Here is a 17165-nt window from a genome sequence, read left to right on the forward strand (position 1 = left end):
AACACTGGACGAAACGGCTCGGGCGTAGCACTCTTTGCGGGCTGAATACTAAGGATCTGTCATGGTCGCCAGTCACGCTGCCCCGACGCTACTCGCCGACTTGGGCGGAACCAACGTCCGCTTTGCCATCTCCCATCCCGACCGGGAACGGCCGATGCTGGAAGAAAGCATCCGCCGCTACCATGTCGCTGATTTCGGTTCGCTGGGCGAGGCGGCGGCGGAATATCTGCGCGATACCGGTCTGGAGGCCAGGCGAGCGATCATCGCCGCGGCCGGCCGCATCGTCGACAACGAGTCGGTGAAGATCACCAACAATCCCTGGCAGATTTCTTCCCGTGAGCTGGCGGGCAAGCTGAAGCTGGAGTCGGTGCATCTGGTCAATGACTTCGCGGCCCAGAGCATGGCCGTGCTGTTGCTGCAGCCCAAGGATCTGGTGCCGGTCGGCCCGCTGGCCCTGCCCGAACCTGGCCATGACGAGGAACAGACTTTCGTCATCGTGGGACCCGGTACCGGTCTGGGCGTGGGCGGCCTGCTGCTGCGCCCCGGTGGCCGCAGCAGCATTCTGCAGACCGAAGGCGGCCACGCCGGCTTTGCCGCGCATACCGCCGAAGACATCGAGATCCTGCGCTATCTCAATGTGCGCTTCGGCCGGGTTTCCAGCGAACGCCTGCTGAGCGGTCAGGGACTGGTCAATCTGTATGACGCGATCTGCGCGATCCAGGGCAAGAAGGCCGAAGCCCTGAAACCGGAGGACGTCACCCGCCTGGCCGAGACCGGTGCCGACACCCTGTGCGAACAGGCACTGGAAACCTTTGCCGGCATTTTCGGCAGCGTCTCCGGCGATCTGGTGCTGGGCATCGGCGGCTGGGATGGGGTCTATCTGACCGGCGGCATGATTCCGATCCTGCTGCCATGGGTGCAGAAAGGCCTGTTCCGGCAACGCTTCGAAGCCAAGGGCCGCTTCCAGGAAACCATGGCGACGGTACCGACCCAGGCGATCATGAATCCGGAGCCGGGCCTGGTCGGTTGTGCCGCCATGTCCGTTGCCGAATCCGGCGGCAAGCTGATGCACCGCTTCAACTGAAAACCTGATCGATGAGCCGGACCTGATACCGGCCGGCTCATCGGCGACCTCAATCCCGGGCGACCTGTGTGGCAAAGATCTTGCCGGGATTCATCAGATTCAACGGATCCAGCGCCTGTTTCAGGCTGCGCATCACGTCCACGGCATCATCCCCGGCCTGGTCGCGCAGAAAGCCCATCTTGTGCAAGCCGATGCCATGCTCTCCGGTGCAGCTGCCTTCCATCGCGATGGCTCGCGCCACCAGTCGGTGATTGATGCGCTCGGCCTCTTCCCACTCCTCGGGCTGCTCCGGGTCGATCAGCATGATGAGATGGAAATTGCCGTCACCGACATGGCCGACGATGGGGGCCGGGATGGCACTGGTCGCCAGATCGGCGACAGTCGCCTCCACGCATTCAGCCAGCCGGCTGATCGGTACGCAGACGTCGGTGGCCATCGCCCGGCAGCCGGGTTTCAGCTGCAGCGCCGCGAAATAGGCCTGATGACGCGCATGCCAGAGCCGATTGCGATCTTCCTGCTGCTCGGCCCAGGCAAAGTCCGAGCCGCCGGCCTCGGCCACCAGCCCGGCAACGATCGCAACCTGCTCCTGCACAGCCGCGGGGCTGCCCGCAAACTCGAAAAACAGGGTCGGCTGCTCGGGCATGTCCAGCTTTGAATAGGCGTTGATCGCCTGCACCGCCAGCGCGTCGATGAATTCGACCCGGGAAATGGCCATGCCGTACTGGATGATCTGCACCACCGTGTCGACCGCATCGGCAATCCGCGGAAACGAACAGCTGGCGGCCAGGATCTGCTCGGGCTGCGGATGCAGGCGCAGGGTGATCTCGGTGATCACGCCCAAGGTACCTTCACTGCCGATAAACAAATGGGTCAGGTCATAGCCGGCCGAGGACTTGCGGGCCCGGGTGCCGGTGCGGATGATGCGGCCGTCGATCAAGACCACCGTCAGCGCCAGCACGTTTTCGCGCATGGTGCCGTAACGCACGGCATTGGTCCCCGAGGCAGCAGTGGCACACATGCCGCCGATGCTGGCATCGGCACCGGGATCGATGGGAAAGAACAGACCGGTGCTGCGCAGCTCCTCGTTGAGCTGTTTGCGTGACAGACCCGGCTGTACCGAGACGGTAAAGTCCTCGGCATGGATGTCCAGCACTCTGGCCATCCGTGACATATCCAGACTGATGCCGCCCTCGATCGCCAGGATGTGACCTTCCACTGACGAGCCATTGCCGAAGGGAATCACCGGGACCCGATGCGCCTGGCACAGTTTAAGCACGGTCGAGACCTCTTCGCTGGACTCGACGAAGGCCACACCGTCGGGCAGCATCGGCGGATAGGAAGACTCGTCACGGCCATGATGCTCACGCACCGACTCCGACTGCGACCAGCGCGCTCCCAGCAGCTCGCGGACCGCCTTCTCGAAGGCTTCCGACAGACGGTGCGACCCCTTGCGCTGCACCGGAACCATCATTTCAGCAGACATCCTCGAATCTCCTCAGCACCCACGCCGGCGCGTCCGCGACAGGCCGGCCAGCTTCAACCCGGTGCCAGCAAGGCATCCAGATCGGCCTGATCAAAACTCAGCCGCTCACGACTGCCACCGCCTTCCAGCACCGCCTCGGCCAATTCGGCCTTGCCGGCCTTCAATTCTTCGATGCGTTCTTCCACGGTATTGGCGCCAATGAGGCGGAACACGAAAACCGGCTTGTCCTGACCGATGCGATGGGCGCGATCGCTGGCCTGGGCTTCGGCCGCCGGGTTCCACCACGGATCGTAATGGATCACGGTATCGGCAGCCGTCAGGTTCAGCCCGACCCCGCCGGCCTTCAGCGACAGCAGGAACAACGGAGCCTCGCCTTCCTGGAAGGCCCGCACAGGCTCGCCACGGTCGCGGGTCTCGCCGGTAAGCGTCACATAGCGGATGCGCCGCCGGTCCAGTTCCTGACCGATCAGGCGCAGCATTTCGGTGAACTGGGAAAACAGCAGCACCTTGCGGCCTTCGGCCAGCAAGGCCGGCAGCATGTCCATCAACAATTCGAACTTGGCCGATTCGCGCACGCCACGGGCCGCTTCCAGCTTGACCAGCCGTGGATCACAGCAGACCTGACGTAGCTTCAGCAGGGCATCGAGCACCACGATGCCGCTGTGGGCGATGCCGCGCTGGGCGATGACTTCACGCAGCTCCTCGGCCAGGGACAGACGCAGGCTCTCATAGAGTTCACGCTGGCGGCCTTCCAGCACCACCTTGCGGGTGATCTCGGTCTTGGGCGGCAATTCGCCGGCGACCTGGGCCTTGGTCCGGCGCAGGATGAACGGCGCCAGTCGCCGATTCAGACGCTGCTGGCATTCCACGTCATGCTGCTTTTCGATGGGGCCGCGATAATGCCTGCGGAAAGCCCCTTCATCGCCAAGCAATCCCGGTACGGCCAGATCCACCTGCGACCACAACTCGCCCAGATGGTTTTCCAGCGGTGTGCCCGTCAGGCAGATGCAGCGCCCGGTGCGCAGGGTCAGCAGCGCGCGCCGGGCCTGGGTGCGCGGATTCTTGACCTGCTGGGCCTCGTCCAGCACCACCAAAGCAAAGGCCTGCTTGCGCAGGGCCACCACGTCACGCGGCAGCAGGGCATAGCTGGTGATCACCACATCGACCTCGCCCAGGCGGGCAAAACCGCCATTGCGCTGCGGGCCGTGCAGGGCCAGAACCTTCAGCGAGGGCGCGAATCGCGCGATCTCCGCCAGCCAGTTGGGAATCAGACTGGTCGGCACCACCACCAGAGCCGGCTGCTGCAACCAGCCACGCTGCTTCAGTGCCAGCAGATGGGTGATCAGCTGCAAGGTCTTGCCCAGACCCATATCGTCTGCCAATACGCCCCCGACCTCGGCCTCGGCCAGAGCGTTCAACCAGCGCAGACCTTCGCGCTGATAAGGGCGAAGCTCGGTGGTCAGGCCTTCCGGCACCACATCACTGGCCCGTTCGGCCGCCTCGCGCAGCCGCCGGGTAAAGCCCCGCAACTGCTCGGGCGCCTGCAGCCCGCCACCCGCAGGCAAGGCCTCGGCCAATTCATCCAGCCGTCCGGCCTGGACCCGCGGCAGATGCAGGCTGGCCCGCGGTCGCTCCAGGTATTCGGCCAGAGGCGCCAGCAGGCCGCGCAACTCGGTCAGCCGGACCGGCACCCGCCGTCGCTGATCCAGGGGCGCGTACCAGACCGCATCGTCCGGCTCGTTGGGCGATGGACTCAGGGTCAGCTGATGCTCGGCCAGGGCCTGGGCCACGGCTGGCAGCAGATTGTGGCGCTCGCCATCCACCTCGATGCCGACTTCCAGATCGAAGGCATGGTCATCGGCATCTTCTACCGCATGACCATACCAATGCACCGGCCCTTCCAGCACCTCGAAGGGAAAACTGGGTGAATAATCCAGCTGGAAGCCTTCCTGCTCCAGACGCGGCCGCAGAGCCAGCCAACGGGCCGGAGTATTCACTTCAAGCGCGCCGGCATGGCCCTTGCCCGGAAACAACCAGGCATCTTCCGGCAAGGTGTCGGCCATATCCCAGGGCAGACCTTCAGTGTCGACCGCAGGCGTCAGTCCGGCCCGCTCCAGCTGCTCCATCGCGCTCAGCTCTTCTGCCCGACGGCGCATGATCTCGACCAGCTGGCCATCCCTCACCCGGCGCACCAGCGGCTCGCCGCCGCGTCCGGGCAATCTTTCGCCGGCATAATCGAATGACAACCGGGCATAGGCCAGCGGCGGTGTGCCCGCAGCCAGCCGGGCATGCCGGCTCAGCGCATGCAGGGTCACGATCGGCTTCGGCGCCAGCGAGGCGCCGCGAACTTCGCCCAGGACCTGCGGCGGCGGAATCCGCTGCCCCAGCGGCTGGTCATGCAAGGTGGCCCGCAGCATCGCGCTTTCCTCATGCCGCAGCGGTGGCAGATCCAGCCAGGCAGTTTCGGCACCGGGTGTTTCACACCGGCCCAGCACGGCGCCTTGCGGATCCAGGTACCACAAGCCGTCGATCCGCAACAGACGGCGATTGGGCAACAGCGCCGGCCACAACCTCTGGCTGCCATCCTGTTCCAGATGCCACTGCCAGCTCAGCGGCAGAGTCGGTCCGGACGCCAGTCGCAGCCCGGCAAGCCCCCCCAGAAAGCAGGGTCGATCCAGAACCGCTTCCAGCAGAGGTTCGCCCAAGGCCCCCTGCAGACGCACATAGATGCGGCTCTTGCGTGGCATCTGCGGCAGGCCGAGGACACTGGCCGCCAACTGCAACTCGTCGGCCGGCAGCGGAGCCTGGGCCAGTTGCTTGCTGTCCAGCGGCACCGGCCGCTGAAAGCGTCCCGGCTCACCGAACACCGCCGTCAGCAGCACCGGCGCCACATCCAGCCAGGCCCAGGGCTGATCGGCTTCGGCCACCACTTCCACAAAAAAACCCAGCTGCGACCGCACGCCGACCGCAACGGCCGGCGGGGTCTCGAACAGCCGCGCCCACGGCGCCGACAGCCGACCCGCAGCGGTGTCGCCTGGCATCTCGAGCGATGGTTTGTCGTCGGTCTGGTGCATCGCGGACCGCCGCCCTTGAGTGACCAAAAGAACGAGGTTAACAGGATTTTTGCAGAATGCCCTAAGGGATGTTCCGATCCATCTCGCACGGGCCCCATGGCCCATCGCGAAGACGCCGGCCACGGCCCCTCAGCCGGGGGCAGCTCGCGGATCTGCCCGGCAGTGAAGAATGCTCTCCGGAACGAAAGAGCCGAGTGCCCCGGCCCGGCGGTTTGCCGGGGTCGCTGGCCACCGTGCGCGGCGAAAGCCCGCTCTGACAGGATCCACGCCACCGGCCTCAGGACACGCCACCAGAGCCGGCACCGGTCAGCAGATATCCAGTCAGTTCGCTCAAACCGCCATCAACGGCGCTGCCCGCCTTTTCAGGCCGATCCTGTCAGGTCATGACCGCTCAGATCATGACCGCCAAGATCAGCCCTGCCCGATCCGGTCGAACAGTCCCTGCGGATATTCCGGCTTCTGCTCGCGAGCCATCAGGCGCTGCAAGGCTTCGCTCGGAGTTTCCCGACCATGCAGCACCGAATAGACCGCGGCGCTGATCGGGAGATCCAGATCATGCTTGGAGGCCAGGCGCATGACTTCGTCGGCCGTGAGCACGCTTTCCACCACCTGCCCGATCTGGCGAACGGCATCATCGATAGCCACCCCTTGCCCCAGGGCCAGACCCAGCCGGCGGTTGCGGGAGAGATCACCCGTGCAGGTCAGCACCAGATCGCCCAGACCCGACAAGCCCATCAGGGTTTCGGCGCGGGCACCCAGGGCCGTGCCCAGTCGCAGCATCTCGTTCATGCCTCGGGTAATCAGGCCGGCGCGGGCATTGAGCCCCAGCCCCATCCCGTCGGCCACCCCGGTGGCCACCGCCAGCACGTTCTTCATCGCCCCGCCCAGCTCGCCGCCCAGCATGTCACTGCCGGTATAGGCGCGCAGCTGGGGGGCATGCAGCACCTGGGCCACCTGCCGCGCGAATTCGGCGTCATCGGACAACACCGTCACCGCACTGGGCAGGCCCGCCGCCACTTCACGCGCAAACGAGGGGCCGGTCACCACCGCCGCCGGCCGACCCGGCAGATGCTCGGCCACCAGTTCGTGCAGAAAGCGGCCGGTACCCGGCTCGAAACCCTTGGTCGCCCAGGCCACGGCCGCCCCGGAGGGCAGCAGCGGCGCCAGATCGACCAGCATGTCGGCAAAGGCGTGACTGGGAACCACGATCAGCACCAGCCTGGCCTCGGCGACCGTGGCCGCCAGATCCGCGCTGTAGTCCAGCGCGGCCGGCAAGGCTATGCCCGGCAGGTAGCGCGCATTTTCGCCATGGCTCGCCATCGCGGCCATCGCGGCCGGATCACGCCCCCACAATACGGTAGGCACTCCATTGCGAGCGGCACCGGCCGCCAGTGCCGTACCCCATGAACCTGCGCCGATCACGGCCAGCCTGGACGTCATTGCCGACACTCCGCGATCAGCTGTTGAGCGGATGCGATTCTTCGCCCGACAGCATGCGACGCTGCTGCTCGGCGTACAGAGCATCGAAGTTGATCGGCTGCAGCAGGAAGGGCGGGAAGCCACCTTCCTGGATCAGACCGGAAATGATCTGGCGTGCATAGGGGAACAGCACATTCGGGCAGTAACTTCCCAGAATGCCGTCACGCTCGACGTCGCCGAAGCCGGCCACCACGAACACGCCGGCCTGCTCGACTTCGGCCAGATAGGCGGTGCGCTCACCCATGGTGCAGGTCAAGGTGATGCTGAGCACCACTTCATACACGCCTTCGGCCAGCGGATTCACCTTGTGGGCCAGATTCAGCTGGACCTGCGGTGCCGGGCTGTTGCCTTCGCCCAGCTCCTGGAAGATCTGGGGTGCGCCGGGCGCTTCGAAGGAGACATCCTTCACATAGACTTTCTGCAGCATCAGCTGCGGCTGGCCGGGCTGGTCGTTGGCGGTAAGGTCGGTCATAGCGGTTCTCTCGTTCTGGCCACAGGCCGGATGGGCAAAGACCTAGGATTGTTCCACACATCCCGTGAGCACGCACGTCACCTTGCATAAGACCCTGTGCAGGCTGCATAATAGGCGGCTAGCCATTCCGTGCCTGAAGACTTCGGGCTGTGCCGGTGCGCGATCCGGTGCCTCGTCGGCATGGCTGACAAACGCAGTTTCTGCGTTTCCAGCTTCGCGCCGCTGTCCTCGTGACGGCCGGCTGGGCCGACGCCATCCTGGCCAATGGGTGGTCCATCATTCGATTACGGAGGTCATCATGGCCCGTGTATGTCAAGTCACCGGAAAGGGTGTGCAGAGCGGCAACAACGTTTCGCACGCCAACAACAAGACCCGTCGCCGCTGGTTGCCCAACCTGCATGAGCGTCGCTTCTGGGTTGCCAGCGAAAACCGCTGGATCAAGCTGCGCGTTTCCAACAAGGCGCTGCGCACCATCGACAAGAACGGCATCGAGGCCGTGATCGCCGAACTGCGTGCTCGCGGCGAGAAGGTCTAAGGAGAAGAACCATGGCGAACAAGAAGCAGGATCTGATCCGTCTCATCTCGTCGGCCGGTACCGGCCACTTCTACACCACGGCAAAGAACAAGAAGAACACGCCCGAGAAGTTCGAGTTCAAGAAGTACGACCCGGTCGTCCGCAAGCACGTGATCTACAAGGAAGGCAAGATCAAGTGATCTGGCCCGTCATGCCATCGGCATGACACCTGGAAGGCCCGCCTCGGCGGGCCTTTTTTGTGGTCGCGTTGCCACTCGCTCGCCGATGCCATCCCGGCAGACAGCACACCGCAATTCCGGCTGTGCACGTCGCCAGCGCAAGCTGACCGGATTCGTCGGCATGGTTGCCGCACCGAATCCGGACGCCCTGATCGATCAGGATCGGACCTCGCGGCATCGCCATGACCTCCATGAAAGAAGTCACGGCATGCGCATCGCAAATCGCCCGGTCACGCCTGACTTCCGCCCATAAAGGCCGCGCAGATGCGACTCGGCCGGCGGATCGATGACCGGGTGCGTGCCATCATTCCGGTCGCAATGCTCGACACCACTATCGGAGCGCTCCCGGACCATCGCCTCAGCCCGTGGCATCGGCCCGGGCGGCGGGGCGTATCCAGCGGCCCATCATCAGTCCGTTGACGGCCATCAACAGCAGCAACAACGCCACGCCCGCCAAGGCGGCAGGCAGGCTGGTGCAATGGGCGAAGCTGCCGATCATCGCCGGTCCCACCAACAATCCGGCATAACCCAGAGTCGAGGTGGCGGCGATGGCCTGGCTGGCCGCCATGCCGGCGGTACGACTCGCGCTGCTGAGCAGGATCGGCACCACATTGGACAAGGCAGCACCCAGCATCACGAAACCCAGCAGACTCAGCGGGATCGAATTGACCGTCGCGGCCAGACACAGCCCGGCCGCGCCCAGTGCACCCCCGACGACCAGCACCGTCTGCGGCCCCAGGCGATCCACCAGACGGTCGCCGAACCAGCGGCCCAGGGCCATGGTCACCGAGAAACCGGCATAGGCATAACCGGCATGGGCCATGCTCATGCCCCGGCTGGTGCGCATAAAGACCGCACTCCAGTCCAGGGTCGCGCCTTCGGCCATAAAGGCCACGAAACACATGACCCCGAGCACCAGCACCGCCCCTCTGGGCAAGACAAAGCCAGCCGGAGCCGTGACCGCGGACGGACGGGCGCCTGGGCCGAAACGCAACAGCGGCAGCAACAGACCGATCAGCGCGATCACCGCCAGGCTGCAACCCCACAACGGCAGGTGCCGGCCCAGCAGCAGAGAGATCGAGCCGGCGCCGAGCAGCGCACCGCCACTGAAAAAGGCATGAAACGAGGACATCCAGGGGCGGCCACTGCGACGCTCGACCTCGGCCGCCTGATCATTGACACCGACCGCCACCGTACCCAGAGCCGCACCAAACACCGCCAGCGCCAGTGCCAGCAGCCAGGTCCGGCCGGCCAGTGCCAGCAGCGGCAGACAGGGAATGGTCAGGGCGAAGGCCACCTGCAATACCTGACGGCTGCCGTAGCGAGCAATCAGCCAGCCGCTCAGCGGCATCGCCAGCAGCGAGCCACAGCCGGGTGCAAGCAGCAGCAGCCCCAGCTGCCCGTTGTTCAAGGCCAGCCGGTTCTGGGCATAGGGCACCAGCGGCGCCCAGCTGGCAGCCACCACGCCACACAACAGAAACATGGCCCGGGTCGCCCATACCAGACGACGCAAGGCCGTCCAGCCGGCAGTCCCGACTGCGGCCGTTCGGAGATCGAGTTCCATGGGAGGTCCTGTCACGATGCACGGCCATCCGGATGCGGGTGGCCTTCGACATTCATGCTACGGATCAGGACGTCAGTGCCTAGACCCTGACAGGCATCCGGTTCAGCTCGCAGCCATCCGGCGGCCAGCCGCAAACTCCGCTCAGGTCGCGACCAGAGACACCCGCCTCACGCCGCACAGCAGCTCGTAGAGACTGGCATGACAGCGCGCCGCGACCTCGGCGGCCGAAACCTGCCGCCCCCACAGCTCCACCTCGGAGCCCACGCCGGTCCGAGGCAGGTCGGTGAGATCCACGGTCAGCATGTCCATCGATACCCGCCCGGCCAGCACCGCAGACTGACCATCCACCGCCACCGGCGTGCCCGTCGGTGCGCATTGCGGATAGCCATCGGCATAGCCCATCGCCACCACACCGATGCGCGATGGTCGGGTGGTCACGAACTGCGCGCCGTAACCCACCGGCTCGCCGGCGGCCAGCTCGCGCACCGCGATGACTCTGGATAGCAGGGTCATCACCGGCTGCAACTGCCGGCTGGAAGCACTGGGCCGATCCAGCGGATCCATCCCGTAAAGCATCAGTCCGGGGCGCACCCAGTCGCTGGCCGGACCGGACCAGCCCAGCAGCGAAGGGGAGTTGCGCAGACTACGTTCGCCGGGCAGGCCCGCCGTGGCAGCCGCGAAGCTGTCCTGCTGCTCTTGCGTGCGGGCGCAACCCATCTCGTCGGCACGCGCGAAATGGGTCATGCACACCACGCTGGCGACGGCGGCACACTGTTGCAGACGCCGCCAGGCGGCCTGATACTCGGCCGGCGAGAAACCGACCCTGTGCATGCCCGAGTCGAGTTTCAGCCAGGCCTTGATCGAAGCCGCACCCGACCATTGCTCCAGCAGCCGCAACTGCCACTCGGAGTGGACCACTGTCCACAGTCGATACCGCACGATCAGCGCGAGTTCGTCGGCCGCGAAAAACCCTTCCAACAACAGGATCGGTGCCTGGATGCCGGCCTCGCGCAGACTCAGCGCTTCCTCGATGCAGGCCACCGCAAAACCGTCAGCCTCCGGTTCCAGCGCCTGTGCGCAGACCACCGCGCCATGACCGTAGGCATCGGCCTTGACCACCGCCAGCGCGCGTGCCGCCCCCAATTGCCGAGCCAGACGATAGTTGGCGCGCAGGGCTTGCAGGTCGATCAGGGCTCGGGCGGGACGCATGGCAGACTCGATGGAAGAAAAGGAGAGGCGGACAGGGTATAACGCGATGGCCGATCAGCCATACCGCGACAGATCCAGCCCTTCGCCGCTGATCGCCGGCCTCCGGCCGCTGATCAGGTCAGCCAGATACTGGCCGCTGCCGCAGGCCATGGTCCAGCCCAAGGTGCCGTGACCGGTATTCAGATACAGATTTTTCCAGCCGCTGGCACCGATCACCGGCGTGCCATCCGGTGTCGCCGGTCGAAGACCGGTCCAGAAACTGGCCTGAGCCAAATCACCGGCTCCCGGATACAGATCACTGACTACCTGCTCCAGGGTTTCGCGCCGCTCCGGCCGCAGCTGGTGATCGAACCCCGCGATCTCGGCCATGCCACCGACCCGGATCCGCCGCTCGAAACGGGTGACCGCGACCTTGTAGGTCTCGTCCAGAATCGTCGATACCGGCGCCCGCTCGGGATCGACAATGGGCAGCGTCAGGGAATAGCCTTTCAGCGGGTACACCGGCAGCCGGATGCCCAAGGGTGCCAGCATCGCCGGTGAATAGCTTCCAAGAGCCAGCACATAGGCATCAGCCGTTTCACGCTGGCCGTCAATCCAGACTCCTTCCACACTCTTTCCTTGGACGTCCAGACGTTCAATATGGGCACCATACCTGAACTGCGCGCCTTTCTCGGCAGCCATCGCTGCCAGTCGCCGGGTGAACAGCTCGCAATCACCGGTCTGATCATTAGGCAGCCGCAGCCCCCCGCACAACCGCTCGCCCATCTGGGCAAGGGCCGGCTCGACAGCGACCAGACCGGCGCGATCCAGCAGTTCGTAGGGCACGCCTGACTGCTCCAGCACACCGATATCCTTGGCTGCGGCATCCAGCTGCTGATGGGTCCGGAACAGCTGCAAGGTACCCTGCTGACGACCTTCGTAGTCGATGCCTGTATCGGCCCGCAAGATATCCAGGCAGTCCCGGCTGTACTCGGACAGGCGGACCATGCGCTCCTTGTTCACAGCATAGCGTTCAGCCGTGCAATTGCGGAACATCTGCCACATCCACCGATACTGGGCCATATCCCATTGCGGTCGTATCGCCAGCGGAGCATGTTTCTGGAACATCCAGCGCAAGGCCTTCAGTGGCACCCCGGGGGCGGCCCATGGCGAAGCATAGCCCGGAGATACCTGTCCGGCATTGGCAAAACTGGTTTCCTGGCCAGCCTCGGCCTGGCGGTCGACCACCGTGACCTGATGCCCTGCCTGGGCCAGATACCAGGCTGCCGACGTCCCGATGACCCCACTCCCCAACACGATCACCCGCATCACCGCTACCTCGACTTAATCGCTGCAAATTCCCCGAAGACATCAGGATAACCAGTTCATCCACGGCTTGAAGCAGTGGATTCCACTGTTATTGGCATGAATTTCAGGTATCCTGACCATGCTTTCGCCATGCCGGAGTTGTTTTGCGCAGCCAACGTCAGACCCGCCGTGAAATGGACCGCACTGATCGCGCCATTCTGCGCATCCTGCAGACCGAAGGTCGCATCTCGTTCACCGAGCTGGGAGAGCGTGTCGGCCTGTCGACCACCCCCTGCACCGAGCGGGTGCGGCGGCTGGAACGCGAAGGCATCATCACCGGCTACTACGCACGCCTGGCCCCGGAGCACCTCAAGGCGGGGCTGCTGGTCTTCGTGGAAATCAGTCTGGCCTACAAGTCAGGGGATATCTTCGAGGAATTCAGACGGGCGGCGGTCAAGCTTCCCCAGGTGATGGAGTGCCATCTGGTGTCCGGCGATTTCGACTATCTGCTCAAGGCCCGGATTTCGGAAATGGCCTCCTACCGCAAGCTGCTGGGCAATATCCTGTTGAAGCTGCCCCATGTCCGGGAGTCCAAAAGCTATATCGTCATGGAAGAGGTCAAGGAAACACTGGCCTTGCCGATCACTGATTGAGCTCTTCGCCGGCGGTCAGCCAGCTGCCGCCCTGGCACCGGCTCGTGCGTACAGGTGCCTGACCAGACAGGCTCCGACCACAGCCACCATCATCGGCACCAGAAAGTCATAACCGACGTGGGTGAACTCCAGCGACAGCACCAGTGCCGTCACCGGCATTTTCCGGGACGCGGCCAGAAAGGCGCACCCACCGACCAGGGCAAAGGCTCCGGCTGCCGTCGGTACCGGCGACACGGCGTTCCACAACAGGCCAAGCACCAGTCCGGCCAGAGCGCCGATGGCCAGCGATGGTGTCAGCAGACCGCCTCCTGCCCCCGCACGCAGTGCCGCGCCCACAGCGAACAGCTTCAGCAGCAGCAAAGTCACAGCCAGCTGCAGGCCGATGCAGGCACCGAAACTCTCCGCTACCGGCCCCCTGCCATTGCCCAGCACCTGCGGATAAACCATACCGCAGAGGCCGATCACTCCGAATACGCCGAGCGACCAAGGCAGAACCCTCCCGTCCGTCGGGGCCCGGTGCCTGGCCCAGTCGATCAGCCGGTTGAATTCCGCCGCAGCGAGTCCCAGCACGGGGCCGACGAGCAGGCTCCACCACAACAGGCCATGGGTGCTTGACCAGGCCGGGATGTGATATTGCCAGCCATGACCCAACACCATTTCCGCCAGGGCCGCCGCGATCGCCGAGGATGCCAGGGCACATAGCGCCCCCCGCCAGCTGAAGCTCAGCAACAAGGATTCCAGAACAAACAACGCTCCGCCCAAAGGGACGTTGTAGACCGCCGCCAGACCGGCGCCGGCCGCGCAAGCCACGACGATCCGCCGTTCATCGGCAGCCAGACCCAGGCGGTCGGCCACCGCCTGGGTGGCGACGGCAGCGACTTCGCGCGGCGCCACCTCACGCCCCAGCGGCGAGCCCAGTGCCACGGTGACGACCTGCAACAGCGCATGGATCAGCGTGCTGCCGGCCGGCAGCTCGGCACCACCCTCCGTCAGCGTGCGACTGATGCCGACCAACGGGCGGCCAAATCGACGTAGCGCCCACCAGCCGGCGCCGGCCACCACGCCGCAGCACACCATGACCAGCCACCGACGAAGCGGCGAGGCTGCCGTCACGCCCTGCAGAAAACTCACCGGGCTGATCAAATGACCGCCACCATAGCCGTAGGCAAGATGCTGGACGAACCGCAGCAATCCCACCAGGCTGATGCCGGCCAGCCCCCCGGTCACGCCCGCTGCCAGAACCGCCAGCCACAGACGCCATGAGGCCCGCCCCGTCTGCAACGGAGGCGCAGGTTCATCGGACATCATCTGATCTGACACGGGGCAGGCGTCGGGCATGCATCCATTCCGGCAAGAGAGCAAGGTACCGGCGAACCGGTCGGCCGCAGGCCGGCCTATGGTAGTCCCCGCCGATGAGCCGGGCCTGACCGGTCACCGATGCGCCGCATGGCCGTCGTGTCCCGGTCCCGGTCAGAGCAGGTCATTGCACCGGTGTCCGCCAAAAGGCCGCCGGTGCAATGACATCCTGCGTCAGACAGCGCGCAAGGCGGAGAAGCCGCTCCCGCTTCGACACACTGGCCGATACAGGAATCCCCCCCCGCCGGATCCCGCTCAGATCACCGTCAAGGTCACATCGATATTGCCGCGGGTGGCATTGGAGTAAGGGCACACCGCATGGGCTTTCTCGACCAGGGCTTCAGCCACTGAACGCTCCAGCCCGGGCAGGCTGATCTTCAATTCGACCTCGATCCCGAAACCACCTTCGATCTGGCCGATGCCGACCACACCGTGGATCGAGGTATCCGGCGGCAAGACCAGCTTCTGCTGCGCGGCGACGAACTTCATGGCGCCGATAAAGCAGGCGGAGTAGCCTGCGGCAAACAGCTGCTCGGGATTGGTGCCTGTGGCGCCATTGCCACCCAACGCTTTGGGAGTGGTCAGTTTGACATCCAGCACACCATCCGAACTACGGGCCGAACCCTCGCGACCGCCAGTAGCCGTGGCTTCGGCGCGATACAGAACTTTTTCGATACTCATGATGTCACTCCTCATAGGATGGGATTTGCAATGTATATTGCTCGCTTTTTAATAGCGCGCTATTTGATAGGCAGGCTCAGCGTAGGAATTTTTCTCATTCCAGACTGGCTTCCACCGCAACCAGCCGCCCTCTCAAATCATCCAGGGACCGCTTGATACCGATCAGCTCTTCCACCGGGCAACCGCATGCCTGTGCAATCGCCGGCTGGACAGCCCTGGCCGAGTCTTGCAGATGCTGCCCGGCCGCCGTCAGCCAGATTTCCACCTGACGCTCGTCGGCCTGACTGCGCTGGCGGCGCAGCAAGCCCGCCGCCTCCATCCGTTTCAGCAAGGGCGTCAATGTCGCCGAGTCCAGCGACAGCCGGTCACCAATGGCCGAAACGGTCAGCCCGTCACGCTCCCACAGCACCATCAACACCAGATACTGCAGATAGGTCACACCCATCGGCTTGAGCAGACGCCGATAGACCTTGTTCATCGCCAAGCCGGCCGCGTACAAGGAAAAACACAACTGGTTTTCCAGACGGGGAATCGCCGGCCGAGGCAACGAGGGAGATGATTTCATGAGTCCATATTACATAGTGCACTACTAAAAAGCAAGCGATCATTTTTGGGCCGGCATCACCCTGTCATCCGACCTGCCGTCCATAGACCTCGGCGGCGGCATCACGCCATCGACAGGGAGTTTACGTCTAGACGTATACATTTCGAAAAGACATGCGCTATAGTCGGAATCAGAGATATCCAGGTCTCACTTCCCCTCCGCCCGGTGCAAGCTGCGGCGGTTTTTTTTGCCCGGCCCCGCCACCGGACCGATGGGTGGCCATCCGTGCCAGGATCAGGGACTTCGTCCAGTCATGCCTGTCAGGATATGGCCTGCCCGGCAGCTAGCGCGACGGATCACAGCTGCCCGAAAGGCACTGCATGGATCTTGAACGAGCTACAGGATCCGTTACAGGTCACCACTTCCCGAATCGATGCCGTCCCCGCCCCGGCCACGGCTGTCCCGATCGAGCGACAGCCCGTCGTCAATGACCTCTGCACGCGTCTGCCGGAGCCCCCCTCGACTCGGGAAGGGTCAGCGAAGCCAGTGATCTGATTTCATCACGACATTTGACATCGCATCTGCCCGCCCGAGGTGGGCGGCAAACAGCCGGTGACCGGAAAACGCGGCGTGGCACCGCTTTGCACCGCACGCTTGCGCCGGATCCAGCCCGACTCCGCCATGGCCATTGCGAGGTTCCATGAAATCGCCAGGGCGGCTTTGCCGATTTCGTACCGCCTGAGTGCCGAAGCCGCAACTACCTCACGGCTCACTTCAGACCATGCCGCCATTGACCGAGATCACCTGGCGAGTGATATAGGCCGCGGAATCGGACAGCAGGAAGACCACCAGATCAGCTACCTCTTCAGGCTTGCCCAGCCGGCCTGCAGGCACATGCTTGAGACCATGTTCGATCACTTCATCGCTCAGCATTTCGGTCTCGATCAGACCCGGAGCCACGCAGTTGACCGTAATGCCACGGCTGGCCAGCTCCAGCGCCAGTGCCTTGCTGGCACCGATGATGCCGGCCTTGGCCGCACTGTAATTGACCTGACCGCGATTGCCCACCAATCCTGATACCGATGACAAGGTGACAATGCGTCCGGGCTTGCGTCGGCGGACCATCGGCATGATCAGAGGCTGCAGCACATTGTAGAAGCCATCCAGATTGGTATGCAGGACCTGATCCCAATGCTCCCCTGACAACGCCGGAAAAGCAGCGTCACGGGCCATGCCGGCATTGCAGACCACTCCGTAATACACGCCGTGCGCCTCGATATCGGACTCAAGCGCGGCCCGGGTGCCGGCGCGGTCGGCCAGGTCAAAACCCAATACCCTGGCCTGGCGCCCCATCGCCTCGATTTCGATGGCCACCTGTCGGGCTTCATCCATCCGGCTCCGGCAATGCACCACCACATCATGACCCGCGCTTGCCGCCCGCAAGGCGATCACCCGGCCGATACCACGACTGGCGCCAGTCACCAGCACACTCCGATTGTTCTGCATATCGTCCGACTCTCCAAAAA

The 17165-nt window shown here is 64.4% G+C and carries 15 protein-coding genes; 4 read left to right on the forward strand and 11 right to left on the reverse strand.

Annotated features, from left to right (window positions below):
- Nucleotides 1–61 precede the first annotated feature (61 nt).
- The gene (glk, locus tag FRAAU_RS15590) at nucleotides 62–1084 is read left to right on the forward strand and encodes a glucokinase (protein ID WP_014404483.1); all 1023 of its coding nucleotides are present in this window, start codon (nucleotides 62–64) and stop codon (nucleotides 1082–1084) included.
- A gap of 49 nt (nucleotides 1085–1133) precedes the next feature.
- On the opposite strand, the gene FRAAU_RS15595 is transcribed toward glk, so the two are convergent.
- The 4 genes from FRAAU_RS15595 to secB form a co-directional block, all read right to left on the reverse strand.
- Nucleotides 1134–2567, reverse strand: a complete 1434-nt coding sequence (locus FRAAU_RS15595; RefSeq protein ID WP_014404484.1) for an FAD-binding oxidoreductase — start codon at nucleotides 2565–2567, stop codon at nucleotides 1134–1136.
- Between the two features lie 53 nt (nucleotides 2568–2620).
- A complete protein-coding gene (locus FRAAU_RS15600) occupies nucleotides 2621–5641 on the reverse strand; it encodes a DEAD/DEAH box helicase (protein ID WP_014404485.1) in 3021 nt (1006 codons plus the stop codon).
- A 411-nt stretch (nucleotides 5642–6052) separates the two neighbouring features.
- Complete coding sequence (locus tag FRAAU_RS15605; protein ID WP_014404486.1) at nucleotides 6053–7081, reverse strand: NAD(P)H-dependent glycerol-3-phosphate dehydrogenase; 1029 nt, start codon at nucleotides 7079–7081, stop codon at nucleotides 6053–6055.
- A gap of 16 nt (nucleotides 7082–7097) precedes the next feature.
- On the reverse strand, nucleotides 7098–7592 hold the full coding sequence (gene secB / locus FRAAU_RS15610; RefSeq protein ID WP_014404487.1) for a protein-export chaperone SecB: 495 nt from the start codon (nucleotides 7590–7592) through the stop codon (nucleotides 7098–7100).
- Nucleotides 7593–7890: 298 nt separating this feature from the next.
- Between secB and rpmB the strand changes: the two genes are divergently transcribed.
- Together rpmB and rpmG are read left to right on the forward strand one after the other, a co-directional pair.
- Nucleotides 7891–8127 (forward strand): 50S ribosomal protein L28, encoded by a 237-nt coding sequence (gene rpmB / locus FRAAU_RS15615; RefSeq protein ID WP_014404488.1) that lies wholly within the window; start codon nucleotides 7891–7893, stop codon nucleotides 8125–8127.
- 11 nt (nucleotides 8128–8138) lie between these two features.
- Nucleotides 8139–8306, forward strand: a complete 168-nt coding sequence (rpmG, locus tag FRAAU_RS15620) for a 50S ribosomal protein L33 (RefSeq protein WP_014404489.1) — start codon at nucleotides 8139–8141, stop codon at nucleotides 8304–8306.
- Nucleotides 8307–8703: 397 nt separating this feature from the next.
- On the opposite strand, the gene FRAAU_RS15625 is transcribed toward rpmG, so the two are convergent.
- The 3 genes from FRAAU_RS15625 to FRAAU_RS17480 form a co-directional block, all read right to left on the reverse strand.
- Nucleotides 8704–9909 carry an MFS transporter gene (locus FRAAU_RS15625; protein WP_014404490.1) on the reverse strand — a complete coding sequence of 402 codons (1206 nt, stop codon included), beginning with the start codon at nucleotides 9907–9909 and terminating at the stop codon, nucleotides 8704–8706.
- Between the two features lie 141 nt (nucleotides 9910–10050).
- Entirely contained in the window at nucleotides 10051–11118 is a 1068-nt protein-coding gene (gene alr, locus FRAAU_RS17475; RefSeq protein ID WP_014404491.1) for an alanine racemase, read from the reverse strand.
- Between the two features lie 54 nt (nucleotides 11119–11172).
- Nucleotides 11173–12426 (reverse strand): D-amino acid dehydrogenase, encoded by a 1254-nt coding sequence (locus tag FRAAU_RS17480; protein ID WP_014404492.1) that lies wholly within the window; start codon nucleotides 12424–12426, stop codon nucleotides 11173–11175.
- Nucleotides 12427–12599: 173 nt separating this feature from the next.
- On the opposite strand from FRAAU_RS17480, the gene FRAAU_RS15640 reads away from it, so the two are divergent.
- Nucleotides 12600–13058: an Lrp/AsnC ligand binding domain-containing protein gene (locus tag FRAAU_RS15640; protein ID WP_425598096.1), complete on the forward strand. Its 459-nt coding sequence runs from the start codon at nucleotides 12600–12602 to the stop codon at nucleotides 13056–13058.
- 15 nt (nucleotides 13059–13073) lie between these two features.
- On the opposite strand, the gene FRAAU_RS15645 is transcribed toward FRAAU_RS15640, so the two are convergent.
- The 4 genes from FRAAU_RS15645 to fabG all read right to left on the reverse strand — a co-directional run bounded on the left by FRAAU_RS15645 (nucleotide 13074) and on the right by fabG (nucleotide 17145).
- On the reverse strand, nucleotides 13074–14366 hold the full coding sequence (locus FRAAU_RS15645; protein WP_083841248.1) for a chloride channel protein: 1293 nt from the start codon (nucleotides 14364–14366) through the stop codon (nucleotides 13074–13076).
- Nucleotides 14367–14669: 303 nt separating this feature from the next.
- Nucleotides 14670–15095, reverse strand: coding sequence for an organic hydroperoxide resistance protein (locus FRAAU_RS15650; RefSeq protein ID WP_014404495.1), 426 nt, complete (start codon nucleotides 15093–15095; stop codon nucleotides 14670–14672).
- 94 nt (nucleotides 15096–15189) lie between these two features.
- Complete coding sequence (locus FRAAU_RS15655) at nucleotides 15190–15660, reverse strand: MarR family winged helix-turn-helix transcriptional regulator (RefSeq protein ID WP_014404496.1); 471 nt, start codon at nucleotides 15658–15660, stop codon at nucleotides 15190–15192.
- Between the two features lie 753 nt (nucleotides 15661–16413).
- Nucleotides 16414–17145, reverse strand: a complete 732-nt coding sequence (gene fabG / locus FRAAU_RS15660) for a 3-oxoacyl-ACP reductase FabG (protein WP_014404498.1) — start codon at nucleotides 17143–17145, stop codon at nucleotides 16414–16416.
- Nucleotides 17146–17165: the final 20 nt, after the last annotated feature.

The sequence above is a fragment of the Frateuria aurantia DSM 6220 genome, assembly GCF_000242255.2.
Classification (GTDB): Bacteria; Pseudomonadota; Gammaproteobacteria; order Xanthomonadales; family Rhodanobacteraceae; genus Frateuria; species Frateuria aurantia.

Coding starts and splice junctions, on each gene's coding strand:
- glk (WP_014404483.1), top strand. CDS start 62: ATGGTCGCCAGTCACGCTGCCCCGACGCTACTCGCCGACTTGGGCGGA.
- FRAAU_RS17480 (WP_014404492.1), bottom strand. CDS start 12,426: ATGCGGGTGATCGTGTTGGGGAGTGGGGTCATCGGGACGTCGGCAGCC.
- secB (WP_014404487.1), bottom strand. CDS start 7,592: ATGACCGACCTTACCGCCAACGACCAGCCCGGCCAGCCGCAGCTGATG.
- FRAAU_RS15655 (WP_014404496.1), bottom strand. CDS start 15,660: ATGAAATCATCTCCCTCGTTGCCTCGGCCGGCGATTCCCCGTCTGGAA.
- FRAAU_RS15625 (WP_014404490.1), bottom strand. CDS start 9,909: ATGGAACTCGATCTCCGAACGGCCGCAGTCGGGACTGCCGGCTGGACG.
- FRAAU_RS15650 (WP_014404495.1), bottom strand. CDS start 15,095: ATGAGTATCGAAAAAGTTCTGTATCGCGCCGAAGCCACGGCTACTGGC.
- fabG (WP_014404498.1), bottom strand. CDS start 17,145: ATGCAGAACAATCGGAGTGTGCTGGTGACTGGCGCCAGTCGTGGTATC.
- rpmB (WP_014404488.1), top strand. CDS start 7,891: ATGGCCCGTGTATGTCAAGTCACCGGAAAGGGTGTGCAGAGCGGCAAC.
- FRAAU_RS15600 (WP_014404485.1), bottom strand. CDS start 5,641: ATGCACCAGACCGACGACAAACCATCGCTCGAGATGCCAGGCGACACC.
- FRAAU_RS15640 (WP_425598096.1), top strand. CDS start 12,600: ATGGACCGCACTGATCGCGCCATTCTGCGCATCCTGCAGACCGAAGGT.
- FRAAU_RS15605 (WP_014404486.1), bottom strand. CDS start 7,081: ATGACGTCCAGGCTGGCCGTGATCGGCGCAGGTTCATGGGGTACGGCA.
- FRAAU_RS15595 (WP_014404484.1), bottom strand. CDS start 2,567: ATGTCTGCTGAAATGATGGTTCCGGTGCAGCGCAAGGGGTCGCACCGT.
- FRAAU_RS15645 (WP_083841248.1), bottom strand. CDS start 14,366: ATGATGTCCGATGAACCTGCGCCTCCGTTGCAGACGGGGCGGGCCTCA.
- alr (WP_014404491.1), bottom strand. CDS start 11,118: ATGCGTCCCGCCCGAGCCCTGATCGACCTGCAAGCCCTGCGCGCCAAC.
- rpmG (WP_014404489.1), top strand. CDS start 8,139: ATGGCGAACAAGAAGCAGGATCTGATCCGTCTCATCTCGTCGGCCGGT.